Annotated in this window: 13 protein-coding genes; 6 read left to right on the top strand and 7 right to left on the bottom strand. The window is 69.0% G+C overall.

All coding sequences use genetic code 11. The features are described 5' to 3' along the window. Positions 1 to 9 precede the first annotated feature (9 nt). The 5 genes from ACGFH6_RS05425 to ACGFH6_RS05405 form a co-directional block, all read right to left on the bottom strand. A complete protein-coding gene (locus tag ACGFH6_RS05425; RefSeq protein ID WP_393380702.1) occupies positions 10 to 1,962 on the bottom strand; it encodes a cytochrome P450 in 1,953 nt (650 codons plus the stop codon). Next, positions 1,959 to 2,759 (bottom strand): CPBP family intramembrane glutamic endopeptidase, encoded by an 801-nt coding sequence (locus ACGFH6_RS05420; RefSeq protein WP_393380700.1) that lies wholly within the window; start codon positions 2,757 to 2,759, stop codon positions 1,959 to 1,961. Before ACGFH6_RS05420 ends, ACGFH6_RS05425 begins: the two co-directional genes overlap by 4 nt. A gap of 196 nt (positions 2,760 to 2,955) precedes the next feature. After that, a complete protein-coding gene (locus ACGFH6_RS05415; RefSeq protein WP_393380698.1) occupies positions 2,956 to 3,600 on the bottom strand; it encodes a response regulator in 645 nt (214 codons plus the stop codon). Beyond that, on the bottom strand, positions 3,591 to 5,240 hold the full coding sequence (locus ACGFH6_RS05410) for a sensor histidine kinase (protein ID WP_393380696.1): 1,650 nt from the start codon (positions 5,238 to 5,240) through the stop codon (positions 3,591 to 3,593). The genes ACGFH6_RS05415 and ACGFH6_RS05410 overlap by 10 nt, the downstream gene beginning before the upstream one ends. Positions 5,241 to 5,424: 184 nt before the next feature. Continuing rightward, positions 5,425 to 6,657: an aldose epimerase family protein gene (locus ACGFH6_RS05405; RefSeq protein WP_393380694.1), complete on the bottom strand. Its 1,233-nt coding sequence runs from the start codon at positions 6,655 to 6,657 to the stop codon at positions 5,425 to 5,427. Positions 6,658 to 6,881: 224 nt separating this feature from the next. Here ACGFH6_RS05405 and ACGFH6_RS05400 point away from each other — a divergent pair, with 224 nt between their 5' ends. From ACGFH6_RS05400 to ACGFH6_RS05385, 4 genes are all read left to right on the top strand, one after another. Then, positions 6,882 to 7,481 carry a cysteine hydrolase family protein gene (locus ACGFH6_RS05400; RefSeq protein WP_393380693.1) on the top strand — a complete coding sequence of 200 codons (600 nt, stop codon included), beginning with the start codon at positions 6,882 to 6,884 and terminating at the stop codon, positions 7,479 to 7,481. 7 nt (positions 7,482 to 7,488) lie between these two features. Next, positions 7,489 to 8,418 (top strand): GlxA family transcriptional regulator, encoded by a 930-nt coding sequence (locus tag ACGFH6_RS05395; RefSeq protein ID WP_393380692.1) that lies wholly within the window; start codon positions 7,489 to 7,491, stop codon positions 8,416 to 8,418. 97 nt (positions 8,419 to 8,515) lie between these two features. Beyond that, positions 8,516 to 10,660 carry an MMPL family transporter gene (locus tag ACGFH6_RS05390; protein ID WP_393380690.1) on the top strand — a complete coding sequence of 715 codons (2,145 nt, stop codon included), beginning with the start codon at positions 8,516 to 8,518 and terminating at the stop codon, positions 10,658 to 10,660. A gap of 70 nt (positions 10,661 to 10,730) precedes the next feature. Then, positions 10,731 to 11,378, top strand: a complete 648-nt coding sequence (locus ACGFH6_RS05385) for a hypothetical protein (protein ID WP_393380688.1) — start codon at positions 10,731 to 10,733, stop codon at positions 11,376 to 11,378. Here ACGFH6_RS05385 and ACGFH6_RS05380 read toward each other — a convergent pair. Continuing rightward, the gene (locus ACGFH6_RS05380) at positions 11,368 to 14,514 is read right to left on the bottom strand and encodes a glycoside hydrolase family 3 N-terminal domain-containing protein (RefSeq protein ID WP_393380686.1); all 3,147 of its coding nucleotides are present in this window, start codon (positions 14,512 to 14,514) and stop codon (positions 11,368 to 11,370) included. The two genes, ACGFH6_RS05385 and ACGFH6_RS05380, sit on opposite strands and share 11 nt — an antisense overlap. A 95-nt stretch (positions 14,515 to 14,609) precedes the next feature. After that, the gene (locus tag ACGFH6_RS05375) at positions 14,610 to 15,275 is read right to left on the bottom strand and encodes a hypothetical protein (protein ID WP_393380684.1); all 666 of its coding nucleotides are present in this window, start codon (positions 15,273 to 15,275) and stop codon (positions 14,610 to 14,612) included. A gap of 109 nt (positions 15,276 to 15,384) precedes the next feature. Between ACGFH6_RS05375 and ACGFH6_RS05370 the strand changes: the two genes are divergently transcribed. Together ACGFH6_RS05370 and ACGFH6_RS05365 are read left to right on the top strand one after the other, a co-directional pair. Next, positions 15,385 to 16,347: an LLM class F420-dependent oxidoreductase gene (locus ACGFH6_RS05370; RefSeq protein ID WP_393380682.1), complete on the top strand. Its 963-nt coding sequence runs from the start codon at positions 15,385 to 15,387 to the stop codon at positions 16,345 to 16,347. A gap of 323 nt (positions 16,348 to 16,670) precedes the next feature. Next, positions 16,671 to 20,390, top strand: a complete 3,720-nt coding sequence (locus tag ACGFH6_RS05365) for a S8 family serine peptidase (RefSeq protein WP_393380680.1) — start codon at positions 16,671 to 16,673, stop codon at positions 20,388 to 20,390. The last annotated feature ends 85 nt before the right edge of the window (positions 20,391 to 20,475 follow it).

The following is a 20,475-nucleotide window of genomic DNA, read 5'->3' as shown; positions in this document are numbered from 1 at the left end:
GGCGCGGGTTCAGTTCCCGAGGTTGACCGGTAGTTCGGCGAGGCCGCTGACCAGGACGCGGCGCCACTGGAGGTCCTCGGCCGGCTTGGCCAGGCTCATCCGCGGGAACCGCCGTACCAGGGCCAGCAACGACTCCTGCAGTTCGATCCGGGCCAGCTGTGCCCCGAGGCAGAAGTGCGGCCCGAACCCGAACGACAGGTGCTTGTTGTCCTTCCGGTCCAGCCGCAGCTCGTCGGGAGCGTCGTACGCGCGGGGATCCCGGTTGGCCGAGTTCAGCGCGGCCATCACGCCTTCTCCGGCCGTGATCCGTACGCCGTGCAGCTCGACGTCCTCGAGGGCGACGCGCAACTGGCCGACCTCGCTGAAGCGGTTGAAGCGCAGCAGCTCCTCGATCGCAGGCGGGACCAGACTGGGATCGGCGACCAGCTTGGCCCAGTTCTCCGGCCAGCGCAGCAGGGTCGCGACGCAGCTCGAGATCTGGTTCGCCGAGGTCTCATGGCCGGCAACCAGCAGGTTCACACCGAACGCGATCAGCTCTTCCTGGCTGAGCCGGTCGCCCTCCTCGCGGGCCCGGACCAGTTCGTCCAGCAGGTCCTCCGCGGGCTGGTCGGTGTTCGCCAGCTTCTTCGTGACCAGGTCCTCGATGTACGCGGTGAGGTTGGTCATCGCGTCCTCGACCAGGTCCTTCTCCGCCATCTTCATGCTGTACCCGAGCTCGGTCCACTCACGGAACTGCGCGCGGTCCGCGTACGGTACGCCGAGCAGCTGGCAGATCACCTGGATCGGCAACGGCAGCGCGACCAGTTGCCGGATGTCCGCACCGTCGCCGGCTGCCGCGACATCGTCCGCGAGCTGCGCCGACAACTCCGCCACCCACGGCCGGGTCTGCTCGATCTTCCGATGCGCGAACGTCGGCACGACCAGCCTGCGCAGCCGGGTGTGCTCGGGCGGGTCGGTCGTGGTCAGGCTGTTCGGCATCGGTTTCGCCAGCGCGACCCGGGGTGCTCCTTGCTTGACCACCGCGGCCCGCGAGAACCGCGGGTCCGCGAGCACCATCCGTACGTCGTCGTACCGCGTCACCAGCCAGACCTCGGCCCCCGCCAGCGTCCGCACCCGAGCCACGGGACGGCTCTCCCGCAGCTCGGCGAACGTCGGCGAGGGATCGAACTGAAAGGCATCCTCGAACGGAATCTCCAGCACCGGCTCCGACATGTCTTCGACCCTAAGCGACTTAGGTAACCCTTGCCCGCGGCTCAGCGCGTCGTCGGGGGAGCGGCGGGTCGCGATGGTCGGGACGATGAAGGCGGCTGCGATGAGCAGCATCAGGACCGCGCCGATGAGGGATCCGATGGTGATGCCCTCGACCGCGGGCAGGGTGCCGCCCAGGCTGAGCTCGGCGTCGACGTTCGGCGAACCGTCGGCGTTCATGACGACGACGGACCAGTCGCCTCCGACGGCGTTCCAGTCGAGCGTGCTGGAGCCAGAAGCGACCCAGAACGACTGGTCGGCGGGTGCGGCCACCGGCTTGTCTCCGGCGTGTGCTGTGGTCGACAGCTTGAACGGATCGACGTCGAAGTCCGCGACCTCGTCGTGGCTGACACCGTTCAGGTACTTCGCAACCTCGGCGGCCGGACCGATCCCGACGAACACCGGCGTGCCGTTCTTCGACTCGACGTCGATGCGGACGTCGCCGAGGAAGTCGTCGGCGTACAAGGCGTCCGGCCCGGTGCCGCCGACATCGAGTGACGGCGCCAGCAGAGCGTAGGAGCTGGTCGTGACGCGCTCCGGTCCGGCGGTGAAGTAGCCGTTGTCGCGTTGCTGCTGCGCCCAGAGACCGAAGCCGCCGATCGCGAACAGGATGAGGCTGACCATGCCGAAGAAGGCGCCGACGACAACCAGCAGGGTACGGCGGCCGCTCCACGAGCGCTGGACTGTTGGCGTAAGGCTCGGAGTGGTGGTCATGAGACTGTCTCCTTGGCGTGGGCACTGGGGCGCGGGTGGACGGCTTCGGCAGGTGCGGGGCTGGTCCAGAAGCGGCGGTTGGCGACCAGCAGGACCACGGCGACCGCGCACCACACGGCGACGTACAGCCACGTCTCGCGGGTCGCGTCGGCGCCGGCCGGCCAGAGGTCTTCGGTGTTGATGCTGCCTTCGGTGGCGTGGGCGATGAGGGTGATGAGCACGCTGCCCGCGGCGTGGTTGAACAGCCACGCGTACCAGAAGGTGACGGCGACCGTGGTCAGCGCTTCGAACGGCTGCAAGCCGAACGAGGAGATCAGGAAGAGCGGCAGGTGCCAACCGGTGATGGCCACGGCCATGATCGCGGTCGCGGCGAGCGGTGTGCGCTTGGCCTGCAGCCTCGGCTGCGCGTAACCACGGAAGCTCGGCTCTTCGCTGAAGGGTCCGCCCATCGGATCGACCATGTTCATGCCGATGACGAACGCGAGGCCGTACCACGGCGTGAACTGGCCGGTGTCCGGTGCGGACGCCCCGAGGGCCTGGTTCATCGAGATCGTCACGAAGTGCACGAGGAGCGGTACCGCGAGCGCGGCGACGTACCAGACCCAGCGGACCCGCCAGCGGATCAGGCGGGCTCCGATGGATTTCAGGCCGGCCACGCCCTCGGTCAGGGAGACGACGACGAGAGCGGCGATCAGGGCGCCCGGGGCGAAGAAGCTCCCGAACGGGACGGCGCCCCAGGCGAGGACGTAGGCGAGCACGAAGAAGCTGAGCACGGGGTGGTTGCGGATGAAGGTCATGACGGTTCTCCTGCGGATCGGGGGCGGCTGCGGACTGGGGTCTTGGCTCGGCCGGCGTGGAGGCTCGGGGTCGTTCTGGATCACGCGGGACTTGTGCACTGCTCCTCCAGGGACTCGGTCTACGTCCGAGACTCGCGCTCCTGGGCGCGTTCGGGAGACCGGTCGACCGGTGGAGGAATGGTTCGGGTTTCTGGTGTCAGGCGCGCAGGTAGAGCAGCACGGCCAGCACCCGGCGGGATTCGCTGCGGGTGGACGGGATGCCGAGCTTGGTGAAGATGCCGGAGACGTACTTCTCCGCGGCGCGCAGCGTGATCGTCAGCGCGTCCGCGATGCCCTGGTTGGAGGCGCCGGTCGCCATCAGCTCCAGCGCCTCGCGCTCGCGCGGCGTGAGCACCGCGAGCGGATCGTCACCACGCCGGCGCTTCAGCAGGGTGGAGACGATCTTCGGGTCGATGGCCGAGCCGCCGGTGGCCACCCGCCGTACCGCGGCGACGAAGTCCTCGACGTCGCTGATCCGGTCCTTGAGCAGGTAGCCGACGCCCTCGGCGGACTCCGACAGCAACTGCATCGCGAGGCCGAGTTCGAGGTACTGCGACAGCACGAGTACGCCGACCCCCGGATGCTGCGCGCGGATCCGCAGAGCGGCGCGCATCCCTTCGTCGTTGTGCGTCGGTGGCAACCGGATGTCGAGGATCGCGACCTGCGGCGGGAAGCTGCGGACGTACCGCAGCAGGTCGTCGGCGTTGTCGTACGCCGCGACCACCTCGAGGCCGGCGCCGGTCAGGATCCGGGTGAGCCCCTCGCGCAGCAGCACGCTGTCCTCGGCGATCGCTACTCGCACGGGAACTCCGCTTCGAGCCGGGTCCCGTGCCCGGCCGGGCTCCAGATCCGCAGCCGGCCTCCGACCGCCTCGACCCGATCGGCAAGTCCGCGAAGCCCGGTCCCGCGCTCCGTGTCCGCCCCGCCGGCGCCGTCGTCGACGACCTCGACCACGACCGTGTCCGCCGACCGTGTGACGTGGACCGAGGCCACGGTCGCGTGGGCGTGCTTGGCGATGTTGGTCAGGCTCTCGCTGACGACGTAGTACGCGGCGACCTCGATCCGCTCGGTCAGCCGTCCGCCGACCGCGACGTCGAGTTCGACGGGTACGGCGGCCTGTGCGGCCAGCGACTCCAGCGCGACGGCCAGGCCGTGGCCGGTGAGCACGGCAGGATGGATGCCGCGGGCAACATCTCGCAACTCGTCGAGCGAGACGCTGACCTCACGCTTGGCCTGCAGCAGCCGTTCCGAGGTCTCACCCCCGGAGCTGCCGGCGAGCAGACCGAGTTCGAGCGACAGGGCGACCAACCGCTGCTGGGCACCGTCGTGGAGATTGCGCTCGAGTCGCTGCCGCTCTTTCTGGCCGGCGTCGATGACCCGGGCCCGCGAGCCCTGCAGTTCCTGCAGCCGGGCGCGGAGCTCCACCTGCAGGCGGTTGTTCTCCAGCGCGATGCCCGCCGCCGCGGCGACGGCGTCCAGCAACTCCCGCTCGTCCTCGAGCGACCGGTCGAACTCCAGCGCGATGATCGGTTCGTCGTCGCGGTTGATGACCCGCGTCGCCCGCCCCTCCTCGGCTCCCCGCAACGTGATGGCCCGTCCCTCGTGGTCCGCCCAGGTGCCGTACTGAGGCAACCAGTACGCAAGCGTCAGGGAGGGATCGTGCAGTGCCCGCGCCAGTGGTTCGCGTAGATCGTCGGCCGGGTGGGCGCGCAACTCCATCAGGAGCGCGCCGACGTCGGTCCGGGCCAGCCGGGCGTCCAGCAGGCCGAGCAGGAACGCGACCGGGGCGAGCCCGAGTGCGGCGAAGGCGATGTGGCGGACCGTTTCGACCTGCGGCCAGGCGCGCAGACCTGCGACGAACAGGACCGCGAGCGCGATCAGGGCCAGTCCGAACGTGTCCACCAGCAGTGTCACGGGACGTCTGCGCGTGCCGCCCGCGGCAGGGCGTCGTACGAAGAGCAGAACGGTGCCGGTCAGGAGCAGAACGCTCATGGTGATCAGCTGGATCTGTTCGATCCGGGCCGCCAGTGCGGGCTCGGAGGCGATCGCGAGCAGGCTGTCCGGATTGCCGCCGAGCAGGATCTTCACCAGTTGGAGCAGTACGACGTTCACGTAGCCGGCGATGACGACCACCTGGCGTGGCCGGGTCTCCAGTCGTCCGGTCGGATACGCGAGGAACACGTGCAGGAACATGGCCGACGGAACCATGTCGAGCAGGTGGCCGAACGAGTGCAAGGCAGGCACCGAGGACCACTGCAGAGCGGTCAGCGCCATCACGAAGGCCGTGGCGATCATCAGTGGACCGAGGCGGCTCTCCGGCCGGCGCCACCACGCCAGGGTGCCGCTGATCAGGTACGGAATGGTGATCCAGTTGAACAGCAGTGCCTGCAGACCCGGCCGGACCAGCTCGTCGCCGGCCATCGCGAGAGCTACCGAAACCACCAGAGTGCCGAACCCTGCCACAACGGTCGCCCACAGGGCCCACGGCCGCGGCGCTCCCCGCGCCGCCCACCCCTCCACACGGCCACCACCCTCCCACCCCTACCTGCCACCCTGCATCCACCTCCCACCCCGCACAATGCTTCGGCCTGGCGGAGAAGGGGTGGGGAGATGGACTGCGGGGCGACTACTTGGTGCCGAAGGTGTAGATGGTGGTGGTGGCGTAGGTCTGGCCGGGGCGGAGGACCGTGGACGGGAAGTTGGGCTGGTTGGGGGAGTCCGGGAAGTGCTGCGTCTCGAAGGCGAAGGCGTCGCCCTGGCGGTAGGCCTTGTTGCCGATGCCCAGGAACGTGCCGTCGAGGAAGTTGCCGCTGTAGAACTGCGCGCCCGGCTGGTCGGTGTGGACCGTGACGGTGCGGCCGTCCTCGGGTTCCCAGAAGCGCGCGGCGAAGCGGAGACCGTCGTGATCGGTCTTGCCGTCCAGGACGAAGTTGTGGTCGTAGCCGCGGCCGACGATGAGTTGCGGGTGGTCGCCGCGCAGCCGGGCGCCGATCGCCGTCGGCTTGTTGAAGTCGAACGGCGTACCCGCGACCGGGGCGATCTCGCCGGTCGGGATCAGGCCGGCGTCGACCGGGGTGTACGAGGACGCTTTCAGCTCGAGCACGTGGTCGTCGATGGAGCCGCTGCCCTCGCCGGCCAGGTTGAAGTACACGTGGTTGGTCAGGTTCACCACGGTCGGCTTGCCCGCGACGGTCGCGTGGTAGTCGATCCGCAGGTTGTCGCGCCGGTCCAGCGTGTAGGTCACCGTGGTGCTGAGCTCACCCGGGAAGCCCATCTCGCCGTCCGGGCTGACGTAGCTGAACGCGACCCCGACCGAGTCGTCGGTGCGGACGGTCTTGGCCTTCCACACCTTCTTGTCGAAGCCGATGGTGCCGCCGTGCAACGCGTTCTCGCCGTTGTTGACCGGGATCTGGTACGTCGTCCCGTCCAGCGTGAACCGGCCCTTCGCGATCCGGTTGCCGTAGCGGCCGATGGTGGCGCCGAAGTACGGGCTGAGGGCCGCGTAGTCGGGCAGGTTGTCGAAGCCCAGGCTGATGTTCCTGGTCCGGCCGCGCCGGTCCGGGGTCTCGACCCGCTGGATGGTGGCGCCCCAGGTCAGCATCGAGATCGTGACCCGGCCGTTGGTGAACGTGTAGACGTCCACCGCAACGCCCTCCGGGGTGGTGCCGAACGGGTCCTTGCGGATCTCCAGCTTGCCGTGGTGTGCGCCCATGGCGGCCAACTTATCCGGCGTACCAGCGACCGAACTGGCCCGGGTGGTCGCCTCCGCGGTGCTGCTCAGAGCGCCCGCGGCGGCGGCACCCAGACCCAGGGCGCCGGCCGTACGCAGGACCTGGCGGCGGGGCAGGTGGTCGGGCATCGCATTCCCCTCACTGAGTCGACGGTCGTCGGCGAGAGCGTTTCCACGCCGACCCGGGCACGATACGCACGGCTGTCCAGTGTTTGGAACAGTTCGTAACGGTTTGAATTCGTCCGATGACTGCACGGGTAGCGAAAGGTCCGCCGGCCGTTGACCGGATCGGTCCGGTCCCGGCCCCGATCGGGTCTTCTCCGGTACGCCGGCAGCACGCGAGCATGGACGCTATGAGCGCAACCGCACTGATCGTGATCGACGTCCAGGAATCCTTCCGCGTCCGGCCGAACTGGCAGGCCGTCAACCACCCCGACATCGCCGACCGGGTCGGCCGCCTGGTCCGCGCCGCCCGGGACCAGGGCGACCTCGTGGTCTGGGTGCTGCACACCGAGCCGGGCACCGGCGGCGCGTTCGATCCGGCCAACGGCCACGTCCGGCTGATCGAAGGACTCGAGCCGATCGACGGCGAGCCGGTCATCACCAAGACCTCGCACAACGCCTTCACCACAACGAATCTGCAGCAACTCCTGACCCAGCACGGCGTCACCGAGCTGGTGATCGGCGGCATCCGGACCGAGCAGTGCTGCGAGACCACCACCCGGATCGCCTCGGACCTCGGCTACGACGTCGTGTTCGTCACCGAGGCCACGGCGACGACCCCGTTGCCGCACTGGACGATGCCGGCCGACGCGACCCTGGACGAGATCCTGGCGGATCCGCGCACGCTCAGTCCCGAGCTCGTCACCGAGCGGACCGAGTACGCGCTGGCGGGCCGGTTCGCCACCATTCGGACACTCGACGAACTGACCGGCGTACCCGTGCCATCCTGACCGGATCATGAGTAGTACTCGGGTCGTCTTCCTGCTGGTGCCGAAGCTGCACCTGCTGGATCTGGCCGGGCCGGCGCAGGTCTTCTCGACCGCGAACGACCTCGGCTACGGCTACCAGCTGAGCTACGTGGCGGAGGCCGAGGAGATCGCCACCGCCCAGGGCGTGCCGGTGAAGGCGCGGCTGGACTGGCCCGACCTCGATCCGGACGACCTGATCGTCGTACCCGGTTGGCGGTCGCCGCGGCTGTCGCCGGTGCCGCCGATCGGGCCGGAGACCAGGCAGCGGTTGCGCAGCCATCACGCGGCCGGGGGATCGGTGGCCAGCGTGTGTTCCGGTGCGGATGCACTCGGCGCGGCCGGGCTGCTCGACGGCCATCGCTACACCACGCACCACGACCTGACCGAGGAGCTGGCCGCGCGCTATCCGAAGGCGACCATCGTGCGGGACGTCCTGTACGTCGTGGACGACCGCGTCATCACCTCCGCCGGGATCGCGAGCGGGATCGATCTGGCGCTGCACCTGGTCGCGGTCGAGCGGGGCGCCGAGGCCGCGGCCCGGGTGGCTCGAGAGATGGTCGTGTACGCGCGGCGCAACGGCGACGAACTGCAGGACAGCGTGATGCTGCGGCACCGCGGTCACCTGAGCGACCTCGCCCACCGGGTGCAGGACGTCATCGACGCCCGGTACGCCGACCGCCTCCTGCTCGCCGAGCTCGCCCACGAGGTGGGTGTGAGCGAACGGACCCTGACCCGGATCTTCACCAATGCCACGGGTCTGACCCCGCTGCGGTACCAGCAACTCCTCCGCCTCGAGCGGGCCGAACACCTGATCGGCCACGGCGCCACTGTCGAGGCAGCCGCCCGCACCGTCGGCTTCGAGGATGCCCGGATGCTCCGCCGTCTCCGCGCCCGCACCGCGGAGCCGGTCGCGGGGTAGACCTAGGTCCACCCGGCCGGGGGACTCAGCGCTCCTGAGTTCCGCCCGCCGTCCCACGAGGCTCGTTGTGTCCGGAACAACGAGAGGTGGGGACAGCGTGAGCGCTGGTGGCGTGACCGTGCGGGTTGCACGGTGGAGTGCGATCCATCCATGGCGAGCGATCGGCCTCTGGCTGCTGCTCGTCGTCGTCGCGGTCGGGATGTCGGTGGTCATCCCGAAGCAGCAGATGCAGAGCAAGGACACCTGGGTCGGCCAGTCCGGCCAGGCAGCCGAGATGATCGAACAAGCCGGGCTGGGCGACCGGCCCGCGGAGACCGTCCTGCTGACCGATCCCGACGGTCGGCTGGACAAGGCGGCCGCGACGACCGCGATGACCCAGCTCCGGCAGAAACTCACCGCGCTGGACTCGGTCCAGGCGGTCGGTCAGCCGGTCTGGTCGGGCAACGGCAAGGCCGCCTTGCTGCCGATCGAGCTGAAGGGAACGGCGGACGACGCGGCCGACGCGATCGAGAAGGTCGTCGCCACCACCGCCGAGGTGCAGCAGGCCAACCCGGACCTCAGCATCGCCCAGGCCGGTACGGCCTCCCTGGACGCGGGGATCTGGAAGCAGGTCGGGTCCGACCTCGCCAAGGCGGAGAAGCTCAGCCTGCCGATCACGTTCGTGCTGATGCTGCTGGCGTTCGGTGCGCTGATCGCGGCCGGGATCCCTGTCCTGCTGGCGTTCTCGGCGGTCGGCGCCGCGCTCGGCTTCTACGCGCCGCTGTCGTTCCTCTTCCCCGACGGCGGTTCGGTCGCCAACGTCGTCCTGCTGATCGGGATGGCGGTCGGCGTCGACTACTCGCTGTTCTACCTCAAGCGAGAACGCGAGGAACGCCGCAAGGGTCGCAGCACCCTGGACGCCGTCGAGATCGCCGCTGCGACCTCCGGACACTCGGTGGTCGTCTCCGGTCTCGCCGTGATCGTCTCGATGGCCGGCCTGTACGTCGCTAAGGACATGACGTTCGCTTCGATGGCAACGGCAACGATCGTGGTCGTCGCCGTGGCGGTCCTCGGCTCCCTGACCGTGCTGCCCGCGCTGCTCGCGAAGCTGGGGCACCGGGTCGACCGGCCGCGCGTCCCGCTGCTCTGGCGGCTGAACCGGCGCATCGGTCCCGGCGGGATCAGCCGTCGCATCCTGGCTCCGGTACTGAGCCATCCGCGGGCGGCGCTGTCCGTGTCGATCCTCGCCGTGGCCGCTCTCGCCGTACCGGCACTGGGGATGAAGACCGAACCGTCCGACCTGAACACGCTGCCCCAGAGCATCCCCGAGGTACGCACGTTCAAGGCCCTGCAGGAGAACTTCCCGTCGCAGGGCGGTCTCTCGTACGACGTGGTCGCGCGTGGCGAGGATGCGGTCGCGGCGTTGACCGGGCTGCAGGATTCCGCGGTACAGAGCGGCAAGTTCGTCGTACCGCAAGGAGACGCGATCCGGCAGGCGGACGGGACCGCGGTGCTGACGCTCGTCTCGGTTCTGCCGGAGAGCAGTGCGAACGCCGAGACCGCGTTGAACCAGTTGCGGTCGGACTTCGTACCGGCCTCGCTCGGGTCCGTGCCGGCCTGGGCGGTCGGTGGGGAGCAGGCGGAATCGGTTGACTACGGCAACAATCAGCGGGACAAGCTGCCGTGGGTGATCGCGTTCGTGCTGGCGCTGACGCTGGTGATGATGGCGATCACGTTCCGGAGCCTGGCGATCGCGCTGCTGACCACGGTGCTCAACCTCGCCTCGGTGGCGGCGTGCTTCGGGATACTGGCGCTGGTGTTCCAGCACAGCTGGGCCGAAGGGCTGCTCGGGTTCACGTCCTCGGGCTTCGTGGTGTCGTGGATCCCGCTGTTCCTGTTCGTGATCCTGGTCGGGCTGTCGATGGACTACCACGTGTTCGTCCTCGGCCGGATCCGCGAAGGAGTGGCCGAAGGGCTGACGCCTCGCGAGGCGGTCCGGAAGGGCGTCACCGAATCGGCCGGTGTGGTGACCAGCGCTGCCGCGGTGATGGTGTCGGTCTTCGCCGTGTTCGCCACCCTCGGCATGCTCGAGATGAAGCAGATGGGCATCGGCCTGGCCGTCGCCGTTCTCATCGACGCGACCCTGGTCCGGATCGTGATGCTTCCCTCCGTCCTCGTCCTCCTGGGCCGCAAGGCCTGGTGGCCGAACCGTCTCCACCGGCAGCAGCCGGTGGACCCGGAACGGGAGCTGGTGACGGTCTAGTCCTGTGCGAACTTTCCCCGCGACGGCGTCGTCTACTCAGGCGGACCAACCAGCAAGGGGGAATCGCACAATGAAGACTGGAAAGACGATGCGGGCGGCGTTGGCTCTGGTAGCCGCCGGAGGAATCGCAGCCGCGGGACTGGGGACCGCGGCTGCGTCCACCGAGCAGGTGGCTGCGCCGGTGCTGAACCGGACGCAACTGCTGACGATCCAGCAGGTGGCGACCGCGGATCCCGGTGGCAAATGGATCAAGCAGGTCGACCGCGGCATCCTGCCGAAGACGTACTGCGGACCGACGTCGACCGAGGGGAAGCGGGTCTCGGAACGGATGGCCCGAGGCTTCACCGACGACATGGCCAAGTACGGCGCGCAGTACGTGAGCCGGTATCCCGACACGGCGACCGCGAAGGCGGCGTACGCCTCGATCAAGGCGACGTTGAAGAGTTGTCCGGCGGGCAAGCCGGCGCCCACGCACACACGCAGGCTCACCGTCAACCGCGTTGTAGCGGGGGCCGCCGGCGATGGGACCGTGGTGATCCGCTGGTACGACTACCCGCTGCCGAGTGACCCGGGCAGCGAGGACGGTGCGTTCCCGTACGCCGTCACGTTGAAGGGACGCACCGTCTCGGTGCTGGCGTTCAGCTCGATGGGACAGGGCATGTCGCGGCCGAACGTCGACAAGGTGGCCCGTCTGGCCGCCGCGAAGATCACCCGCTGAGCCTCGACGCCGCCGTCAGTTTGCTGACGGCGGCACTCAGCTGTCCGGTCAGGAGCAGGTGCTCGGCGTCCGACGTGAGTTTGGATGCCGGCTCGGTGACGTTCTGACCGATGTGGTTCTGAGCGATCCAGCGGGCCGCGCCGACCACCGCGTCGCCCTCGGTGAAGGAGTCCGCTTTGGTGCGCTCGAGGTACTTGGCGGACTGGGTCAGAGCGGCGAGAGCAATAGTTGCTTGCGGCCCCGACCAGTCCTTCGCCTGGAGAGCCACCGAGGCGGCGACCGCGGCTGCCAAGGCATACGGATCATGCTTCTGCAGAAGGGTGTTCCGGGCCTCCGTCAGCTTCTGCCGAGCCGTCGCCTGAGTGGTCAGACCCCAACCGTAGGGGTACTGCGGATCGTAGGAGGCGTCACCGACGTTCAGCGGCTCCTGCGCTTCCGTCCGCGGCCAGGTGACCGGCAGCCGACCGGTGAACGGCCGCTTGCCGAACAGAACGTCCGCGACTCCGGCGCCCTCGGTGCCCGGCAGCCACGACGCGACCACCGCGTTCATCTTGCCGAGCTGGTCGGCGATCGCCTGCGGCCGGCCGGACACGATCAGCACGACACACTTCATCGCACCGCACACCTTGTCCACCGCGGCCTTGTCGGGGTCCGACAGCAGCAGGTCGTGACCGTTGCCGACGTCACCGATCCCCTCGGCGTACGGGCGTTCGCCGACGACGACCACGCCGACGTCGTGACCCTCCAGTGGCGCCGAGGCGTCCGCGCTGAACGTTGCCGTCGGCACCACCTGCTTGATCCCGTCCAGGATCGTCGTACCGGTGGTCGTCGTACCGGAGCCGCCCTGCCAGGTGATGCTCCAGCCGCCCATCTGGTTACCCAGGTCGCTCGCGTTGCTGCCGGCCACGTAGACCTTCGAGGTGGATGCCAGCGGCAACAGGTTGCCGTCGTTCTTCAGCAGCACCTGGGACTTCGCGGCCGCCTCCCGGCCGACCGCACGGTGTGCGGCCGACCCGATGTCGGTGAGGTGCGACGTGTCGGCGTACGGGTGCTCGAACAGCCCGAGCTTGAACTTCTCGGTCAGGATCCGCCGGACCGCGTCGTCGACCCGGGTCATCGGCACCCGGCCGGCGGCGATCTCGTCGGTCAGGCCCTGGGTGAAGCCCTGGTAGTTGGTCGGCACCATGATCATGTCGAGCCCGGCGTTGATCGAGGTCCGGATGTCGCTCGCGTAGTCGCCGGGCAGCTGGTCGATCGCCTGCCAGTCGCTGATCACGAACCCGCCGAAGCCCATCCGCTGCTTGAGTACGCCGTTGATCAGCTCGCCGTCCCCGTGCATCTTGACCGGAGCCTGGCCGTCGATGGCGACGCTGGAGTACGACGGCATCACGGTCCCGACCCCGAGATCCACCGCTGTCCCGAACGGCGCCAGGTGCAGCGTCTCCAGCTGCTGTCGGGTGACCTCGGTGATGCCCTGGTCGATCTTGTAGCTACCGGTGGTCGACGATCCGTACGTCGTACCTCCGTCGCCGACGAAGTGCTTCGCGGTCGCCAGCACACGGGTGTTCTGCGCGAGCTGGCTGCCGTCCGCCTTGCCCTGCATGCCGGTGATCACCGTCGCCATCGACTGCACGAGCGCCGGGTCCTCGCCGTACCCCTCGTACGCCCGGCCCCAGCGGTCGTCGCGGACCACGCAGACGCACGGCGAGAAGTCCCACGGGATGCCGGTCGCGCGCACCTCGGTCGCGGTCACCTCACCGGTCCGGCGGGCCAGGTCCGGATCGCGGGTCGCGCCGATGCCGATGTTGTGCGGCAGAATCGTCGCGCCGACCACGTTGTTGTGCCCGTGCACCGCGTCGACGCCATAGATCAGCGGGATCTGCAGCCGAGTGGCCTGGGCGTTGAGCTGGAAGTTGTCGATCATCGCCGCCCACGCCGCCGGGGTGTTCGGCGTCGGCACCGAGCCACCACCGGACAGCAGCGAGCCGAGCGCGTACGACGCGATGTCGGTGCGCGACCGGAGTGCGTTGCGCTCGGCCTGGGTCATCTGGCCAACCTTCTCGGCCGTCGTCATCCGGGCGAGCAGGTCGGCGACCCGCTTCTTCACCGGGAGCCTGCTGTTCAGATACGGCAGGTCATGGGCGTTGATCACGACGACCGGCTGGGTCGACGGTGCCTTCGCGCCGGTGACGGTGAGCTCGAGCGGGATGGTCTCGGCGGCCTCCGCGGAGTGGTCCTTGCGGGTGGTGACGGCCACGGTCTGCGCGGTGCCGGACGCCGTACCGGCCGGAAAGGTGATCGTGCCGGTGACCGGGTTGTAGTCGTCGGCGCCGGCGGACCCGGTGCCGGTGCGGTACTCGACGGTGACCGGCTCCTCCAGCGGGGTGCTGCCGGTGGTCGCGACGGAGATCCTGACCTGCGCGGTGCCGCCCTCCTTGACCGGGTAGACGCCGGCGTCGGTGACGACGCTCGCCTTCAGGGCGGGGTCGGCCTTGCCGTAGATCTCGACCTGGTCGATCGCGAACTCACCCGGGGACCCGACCGGCATGGTGATCGCGTAACCCCACATCTGGGTCAGGTTCAGCACCTGGTCGATGCCTCCGACTGGCTGGTAGTCGGTGCGGTACACCAGGTCGCTGAACGGGATCTCGACCAGGTGCCAGCCCTGCCAGTCGTCGGTGAAGCTGGTGTTCCACAGTTCGGAGGCCTCGGCGTTGGCGCCGCCGTCCTTGATCTCGAAGAAGATCCGCTTGCCCGAGCCGGGTGGCAGTGGTGCGGTGTTCTGGCCGTACCACCAGAACCGGATGCCCTTGTGCGCGGACCAGTCGCCGGGGTTCTGGTCGAACGTCACGTCGTGGCTGAACCCGCCGTACCCGCTGATGTTGTAGGTGCCGTGCAGCACCTTCTCGCCGGACGGCGCGTCGGCGCGCGCCTGCAGTTCCATCGTCGGCGGGTCGTCGGCGTCGCTGCCCCAGCCGAAGATCCCCGGGTTCGGCGGCGACGCGAACGGCTCCGCACCTTCGAACGCGGCCAGCACGATCGGTGCCGGGTCGTCGGCGCCCACCGCCGGCAGCGGGAGTAGCCCGGTGATCAGGGCCGCTGCCGCGACCAGTGCTGTCTGACGGAAACCACGCATGGCCGACTCCCCACTCCGCGCGAGCCTCACACCCGCGTTCGGCCCTGACTCTCAGCTCTCCCCACCCGCCGGTCAAGACCTCACCGGTTCCGGAACTAGAGCGCTCTCACGATCGGCCGCATGTGTGCGCGATCTCCGTCCTGAAGGCAGAAACGAACGAGCTCGGGCGCGTCGACCTCGACCTCGCCGATCGTGGTGGTCCGGCGCTCGGCGACCCAGTCGATCAGCTTCAGCGGGTTCGCGATGCCGGAGGTGAAGTGCAGGAGGTTCAGGTACCAGATGTCGCGGCGGCCGTGTGGGCGCTCGAACCAGTCGTCGGGGCCGAGTTCGGTGGCGAACCGGTCCATGAAGGCGTCGGCTGCTCCGTCGAGGGGGATCGCGGAGGCCATCACGGATCCCGGGGTCAGGGTGAGACCGGTGACACGGAAGCGAGTCGGCCCGGCGGTGGCCCGCCGCAGAGCGGACAGATAGCGCCCGATCGCGGGGTCGTCCGGGGCGATGGTGGCGCGGTAGCCCTCCAGCGCGCGGACGGTGAGGTGGGCCGAGCCCAGTTGACCCGTCTGCCAGTGCCCCGGACCGGCGAGCTCCGCCGCCTCGGCGGTCATGGCGTCCAGACATTGGGCTAGATCACTATCGGTCGGAGGACGCAGTACGACGCTCACTGGCCAGCGGCCGCCCTCGCGGGGAGGTTCGTCGCGCTGATGGTCTCCGCGGGCGATCAGTGGAGCGGCCGTGGCGAACAGATCGTCGAACTTGGTCACGGGCGGTACGACGCCGGACGGGATTCAGAAGTTGCAGTGGTCTGATTGAGAACGAATTCAGTATCCAGAGTGATGGACCCTGACCGGGGTGGCCGGAAAAGATGAGGGCATGACTACACGTTTCGGGATTTTCGTACCGCAGGGCTGGAAGATGGATCTGGCGCAGATCGCGGATCCGGTGGAGCAGTGGGAGGCGATGACGGACGTCGCCAAGCGGGCCGATGAGCAGTCCTGGGACTCGATCTGGTTGTTCGACCACTTCCACACCGTGCCGGAGCCCACTGACAACACCACCTTCGAGTGCTGGAGTGCGACCGCCGCGCTGGCCCGCGACACCAGCCGGGTGAACATCGGCCAGATGGTCGGCTGCAACGGGTACCGCAACCCCGCGCTGTACGCGAAGATCGCGTCCACCGTCGACGTCGCCAGCCACGGCCGCCTGTACGCCGGCATCGGCGCGGGCTGGTACGAGCACGAGTGGAAGGCCTACGGCTACGAGTGGACCGACATCCCGCCGCGGATGGCCGCGTTCCGGGAGGCCACCGAGATCATCTACAAGATGTGGACCGAGGACAAGCCGGTCTACAACGGCAAGCACTACTCGATCAACGAGCCGATCAACGAGCCGAAGGGCGTGCGCAAGCCGCACCCTTCGTTCTGGATCGGTGGAGGTGGCCCGAAGGTCACGCTGAAGCTGGTCGCGCAGTACGGCGACGCGGCGAACATCGGCGGCGGCAACCCGCAGGTGATCAAGGAGAAGGCCGACATCCTCCGGGGCCACTGCGAGAAGGTCGGCCGCGACTACGACGAGATCATCAAGTCGACCAGCTTCAACGTGTTCCCGATCGACAAGGGTGACGACCCGCAGAAGGCGACCGAGAGGGCGCTCGGCCCGATGAACCGGGACAAGTTCGACCAGGACAACCTGATCGGCACCGAGGACGAGATCGCCGACAAGGTCGAGGCCGCACTCGAGGCCGGCGCCGACTATGTCATCTTCTACGTCCCCGGCGTCGCCTACGACCTGGATCTGGTGGACCGCGTCGAGCAGGTCACCAAGCGCTTCGCCTGAACCCCACCCCACCCCGTCCTCCCCGGCCCCACGCCCTCCGGGGTGCATTTGAGCGGATATCCGTTCAAATGCACCCTTCTTGGGTCGTATTTCGAGGGGAGAACCGGCAAGTTCAGGGGATATCCGGTGAAATGGTCGCGAGGTGGGGGCAGTTGACCAGCAGGAACACGGTCAGGACGGGAGCGCCGTTCGGTGTGCTTGCGGGCTGACCAGAATCGGCCATGGCGGGAGTCCGTCACCGGCATCGGTGGACCGGGCCGGGGGCAACTGACAGGCTCGCGAGGATGGCCCCGCGAGGGTCGGGGCCTCGGGAGGACCGCCCCGTGACTACTCGATCGCCACGCCTCGCCGCAGGCCTGCTCGCGACGGCGGTGGTCGCCGGTTCCCTGCTGCTGGCGACCACCCCGGCGCACGCCGGAGCCACGACCGTGCACGCCGGAGCCACGACCGTGCACGCTGGAGCCACGACCGCGCACGCGACGCCGGCCGGCAGCACCCACCGGATCACGCTGGTGACCGGTGACGTCGCTGAACTGACCACGAGCTCCAACGGCCAGGTCTCGGCCTATCTGACCAGCGACGAGCCGTACTACTTCGGCAGCTTCGACGGTGACCTCAGCGTGGTCCCCGCCTCGGCGTACCCGCTGCTGAGCGAGGGCCGCCTGGACGAGCGCCTCTTCAACCTCACCGAGCTGGTCGAACAGGGGTACGACGACGCGAGCAGCGACGAACTGCCACTCCTCCTGGCCGCGCCGTCCACCCTGCGCAGTACGCCGGCCGCCCCGCAGGCCGCGACAGTACGCCGTACTCTCCCCAGCGTCGGCAGCACCGCGGTCAGCGTGGAGAAGGCCGACGCGAAGACCTTCTGGAACAGCATCAGCGGCCCGACCACCTTCAAGACCGGCAGCCAGGTGTCCAAGATCTGGCTCGACGGCCGGACTGAGGCGACCCTCGACCAGTCCACGCAACAGATCGGTGCCCCGACCGCCTGGCGGTCCGGGTACGACGGCCGGGGCGTCAAGGTGGCGGTGCTCGACACCGGCTACGACGCGGGCCACCCGGACCTCGCCCAGCAGGTAGTCGCGTCCCAGAGCTTCGTGCCGGACCAGCCGGTCCAGGACCTGCACGGCCACGGCACCCACACCGCGTCGATCGTCGCCGGCCTCGGTACGGCGTCCGACGGTGAGCGCAAGGGGGTCGCGCCGGGTGCCGACCTGCTGATCGGCAAGGTGCTCGACAACAGCGGCCACGGTCTCGACTCCGAGGCGATCGCCGGCATGGAGTGGGCGGTGCAGCAGGGTGCCAAGGTCGTCAGCATGAGCCTCGGCGGCAAGCCGTCCGACGGTTCCGATCCGATGAGCCAGGCTGTCGACAGGTTGTCGAAGTCGAGTGGTGCGCTGTTCGTCGTTGCCGCAGGCAACGCGGGTACGGAGGACTCCGTCAGTTCGCTCGGTGCGGCGTCGGAGGCGCTGACCGTGGGCGCCGTCGACCGTGACGACAAGCTGGCGAGTTTCTCCAGCCGGGGTCCGCGGCTCGGCGACGGTGCACTGAAGCCCGAGGTGACCGCGCCCGGCGTCGAGATCGCGGCCGCCCGCGCGGCCGGCACCGAACAAGGTCACGTGCTCGGCCAGTACTACACCAGGCTGAGCGGCACCTCGATGGCCACGCCACACGTGGCCGGTGCCGCAGCGATCCTGGCCCAGCGGCACCCGGACTGGTCCGGTCAGCAGCTGAAGGCCGTGCTCGCCGCGACAGCGGTGCCGTCCAAGGACGCGACCCCCGCCCAGCAGGGCCTCGGCCGGATCGACATCCCGAACGCCCTCGACCCGGTGATCCTCCCGGACGCGGCCAGCCTGTTCTTCGGTGATCTCTCCTGGAGCGGTACGACCGCCCCGGCACCGGTCAGCCGTACGGTTGCTTACCGCAACAACTCCACCCGGACCGTGACGCTGGACCTGAGCGTCGGCGCGCAGTCGCCCGGCAAGGTGAACGCGGCAGTCACGGTGAGCCCTGAGCGGCTGACCATCCCGGCCGGCGGTACGGCGTCCGCCACCGTCACCCTGGACCTCGCGAAGACGCAGACGGCCAAGTACACCGGTGTGCTCACGGCCCGCAGCGGCCACACGTCGTACCGGACCGGACTGGGGTTCGCGGCCGGTGGGCGGCTGAACTCCGTGACCGTGAAGGCGATCGGTCGCGACGGCAAGCCCGCCAGTCTCAAGGGCGGGTCCAGCGGCATGCAACTGTGGAACCAGGACACCGGCGCGGTGAAGGTGGTCGCCTTCGACAGCGCCACCGGCAGCCGGACCCTCGAAGTACCGACCGGACGGTACGCCGTCATGGTGTTCGTGGTCGGCGCCGACCAGGCAGGCTGGTCCAACTCGTACTCGTTGCTCGGTGACCCGGACGAGTGGATCGACGGCGACCGGACCTTCACCTTCGACGCCCGTACGGCGAACAAGGTCACCATCAAGACCCCGCGCCCGGCCGACGCGCAGAAGGTCGGGTTCGCCTGGCATCGCAACGTCGGCGCTCGCGACGCGGTGTCCGGCTGGACGGTGCCGCAACGGGCCACCGCAGGCATCTACGTGCAGGACTTCGGGAAGGTTGCCAACGGCACCTTCCAGGTCGTGCAGCGGTGGGATCTCGCCCAGCCCGAGCTGACCGCCGACGTCACCGGGGTGGACGGGACCTTCCGTTTGCCGACCCCGAGCGAGACGACGTTCGACTCGTCGTACGTCGGCAGCACGACACTGCCCCTGGTGAACGGAGGCGACGGGACGGCAGCCGAGCTGACCGGGGCCAAGGATGCCGCGGTTCTGCTGCGCTTCCGGGGTTCCGGTCAGACGGCGGCGCAGATCACCGCGGCCAAGGAGGCGGGGGCGCGGTTCGTCCTGATGTACAACGAGATTCCTGGCTTCTGGTCGACCAGTTCCAACCAGGGCGTCCCGTTCTATCTGCTGCGCGCCGAGCAAGGCCGGCAGTTGCTCGACGTACTGTCCAAGGGCCCGGTGTCCGTGCGGCTGAACGGCTTGCGTGACAGCACCTACCGGTACGACGTGGTCCTCGGGCCGTCGGTCGTACGCGGCCCGCTCACCTATGACGTCGCGAAGCTGCGGCCGGCTGTGGTGACCACCAACTTCCAGCGCAACGACGCGTTCAAGCTGCACAACGACGAGCGGATCGCGCACCTGCCTGGTGTGCCGGCCGGCCTGAGCGCGATCCGTGGCGTCACCGGACCGGTCACGCGGACCGACTACCTCGCCAGCGACGTGAAGGGCGTCCTCTGGGACGAGCAGACGTCGGCAGGGGACTGGAACGAGTCCGGCTTCGAGTACACGATCGCGCGCGGCTACCGCCCGAACGAGAAGGCGAACCGTGGCTGGTGGGAGTCGCTGACGCGACCTGCCGTTCCGGACGGGGGAGGAGCCGGGAACGAGGTGCAGGGCTGGCCGCCGGCGCGGTACGAGAACGCGCTGCGGTTCGCGATCCCGCAGTACGTCAGTGGTGATCGCACCGTCTACGGCTGGGGCGACCGCGGTGACACGACGAGCATGAAGCTCAGCAGCAACGGTGTCGAACTCGGCAGCGAGGACTGGTCCGTCGGCCAGTTCGCGGTACCGGCCAAGGCCGCGTGGTACGACCTGACGCTGGACCAGAAGCGTGGTCCGAGCAGCTGGGCCAAGACCTCGACCGCGACCCACACCGAGTGGCACTTCCTGTCCAAGCCGACCAGCGGGCGATCGGTGCTCCCGCTCGTCCAGGTCGACTACCAACGGGCCGACGACTGGCTCCAGCTCAAGCCGGCGTACCAGCCGGGTGCGCGCGGCCTGGGCGTCTTCCGCACCACTGCCGAGATCTCGTACGACGGGACGACGTGGCAACGGCTCACGCTGTTCCCGCAGGGGCTGGACGGCACCGTCACCGCGCGGATCCCGGCCGCGCCAGAGGGAGCGTCGGCGGCGAACCTCCGGGTCACCGCCACTGATCTGGCCGGCAACAAGCTCAGCCAGACGATCGAGAAGGCGTGGACAGTGCAGTGAGGTGATGTGATCGATCAAAAAGGGCGACGCCACGAAGCCGGGGGGAGTTGCTCCGTGGCGTCGCCAGAGGCGCGCCAAGGGAGGG

It is taken from the genome of Kribbella sp. NPDC049227 (assembly GCF_043197265.1).
GTDB lineage: Bacteria > Actinomycetota > Actinomycetes > Propionibacteriales > Kribbellaceae > Kribbella.
Note: the sequence above shows the minus strand (reverse complement) of the source record. Positions and strands in the feature narration are given on the sequence as shown.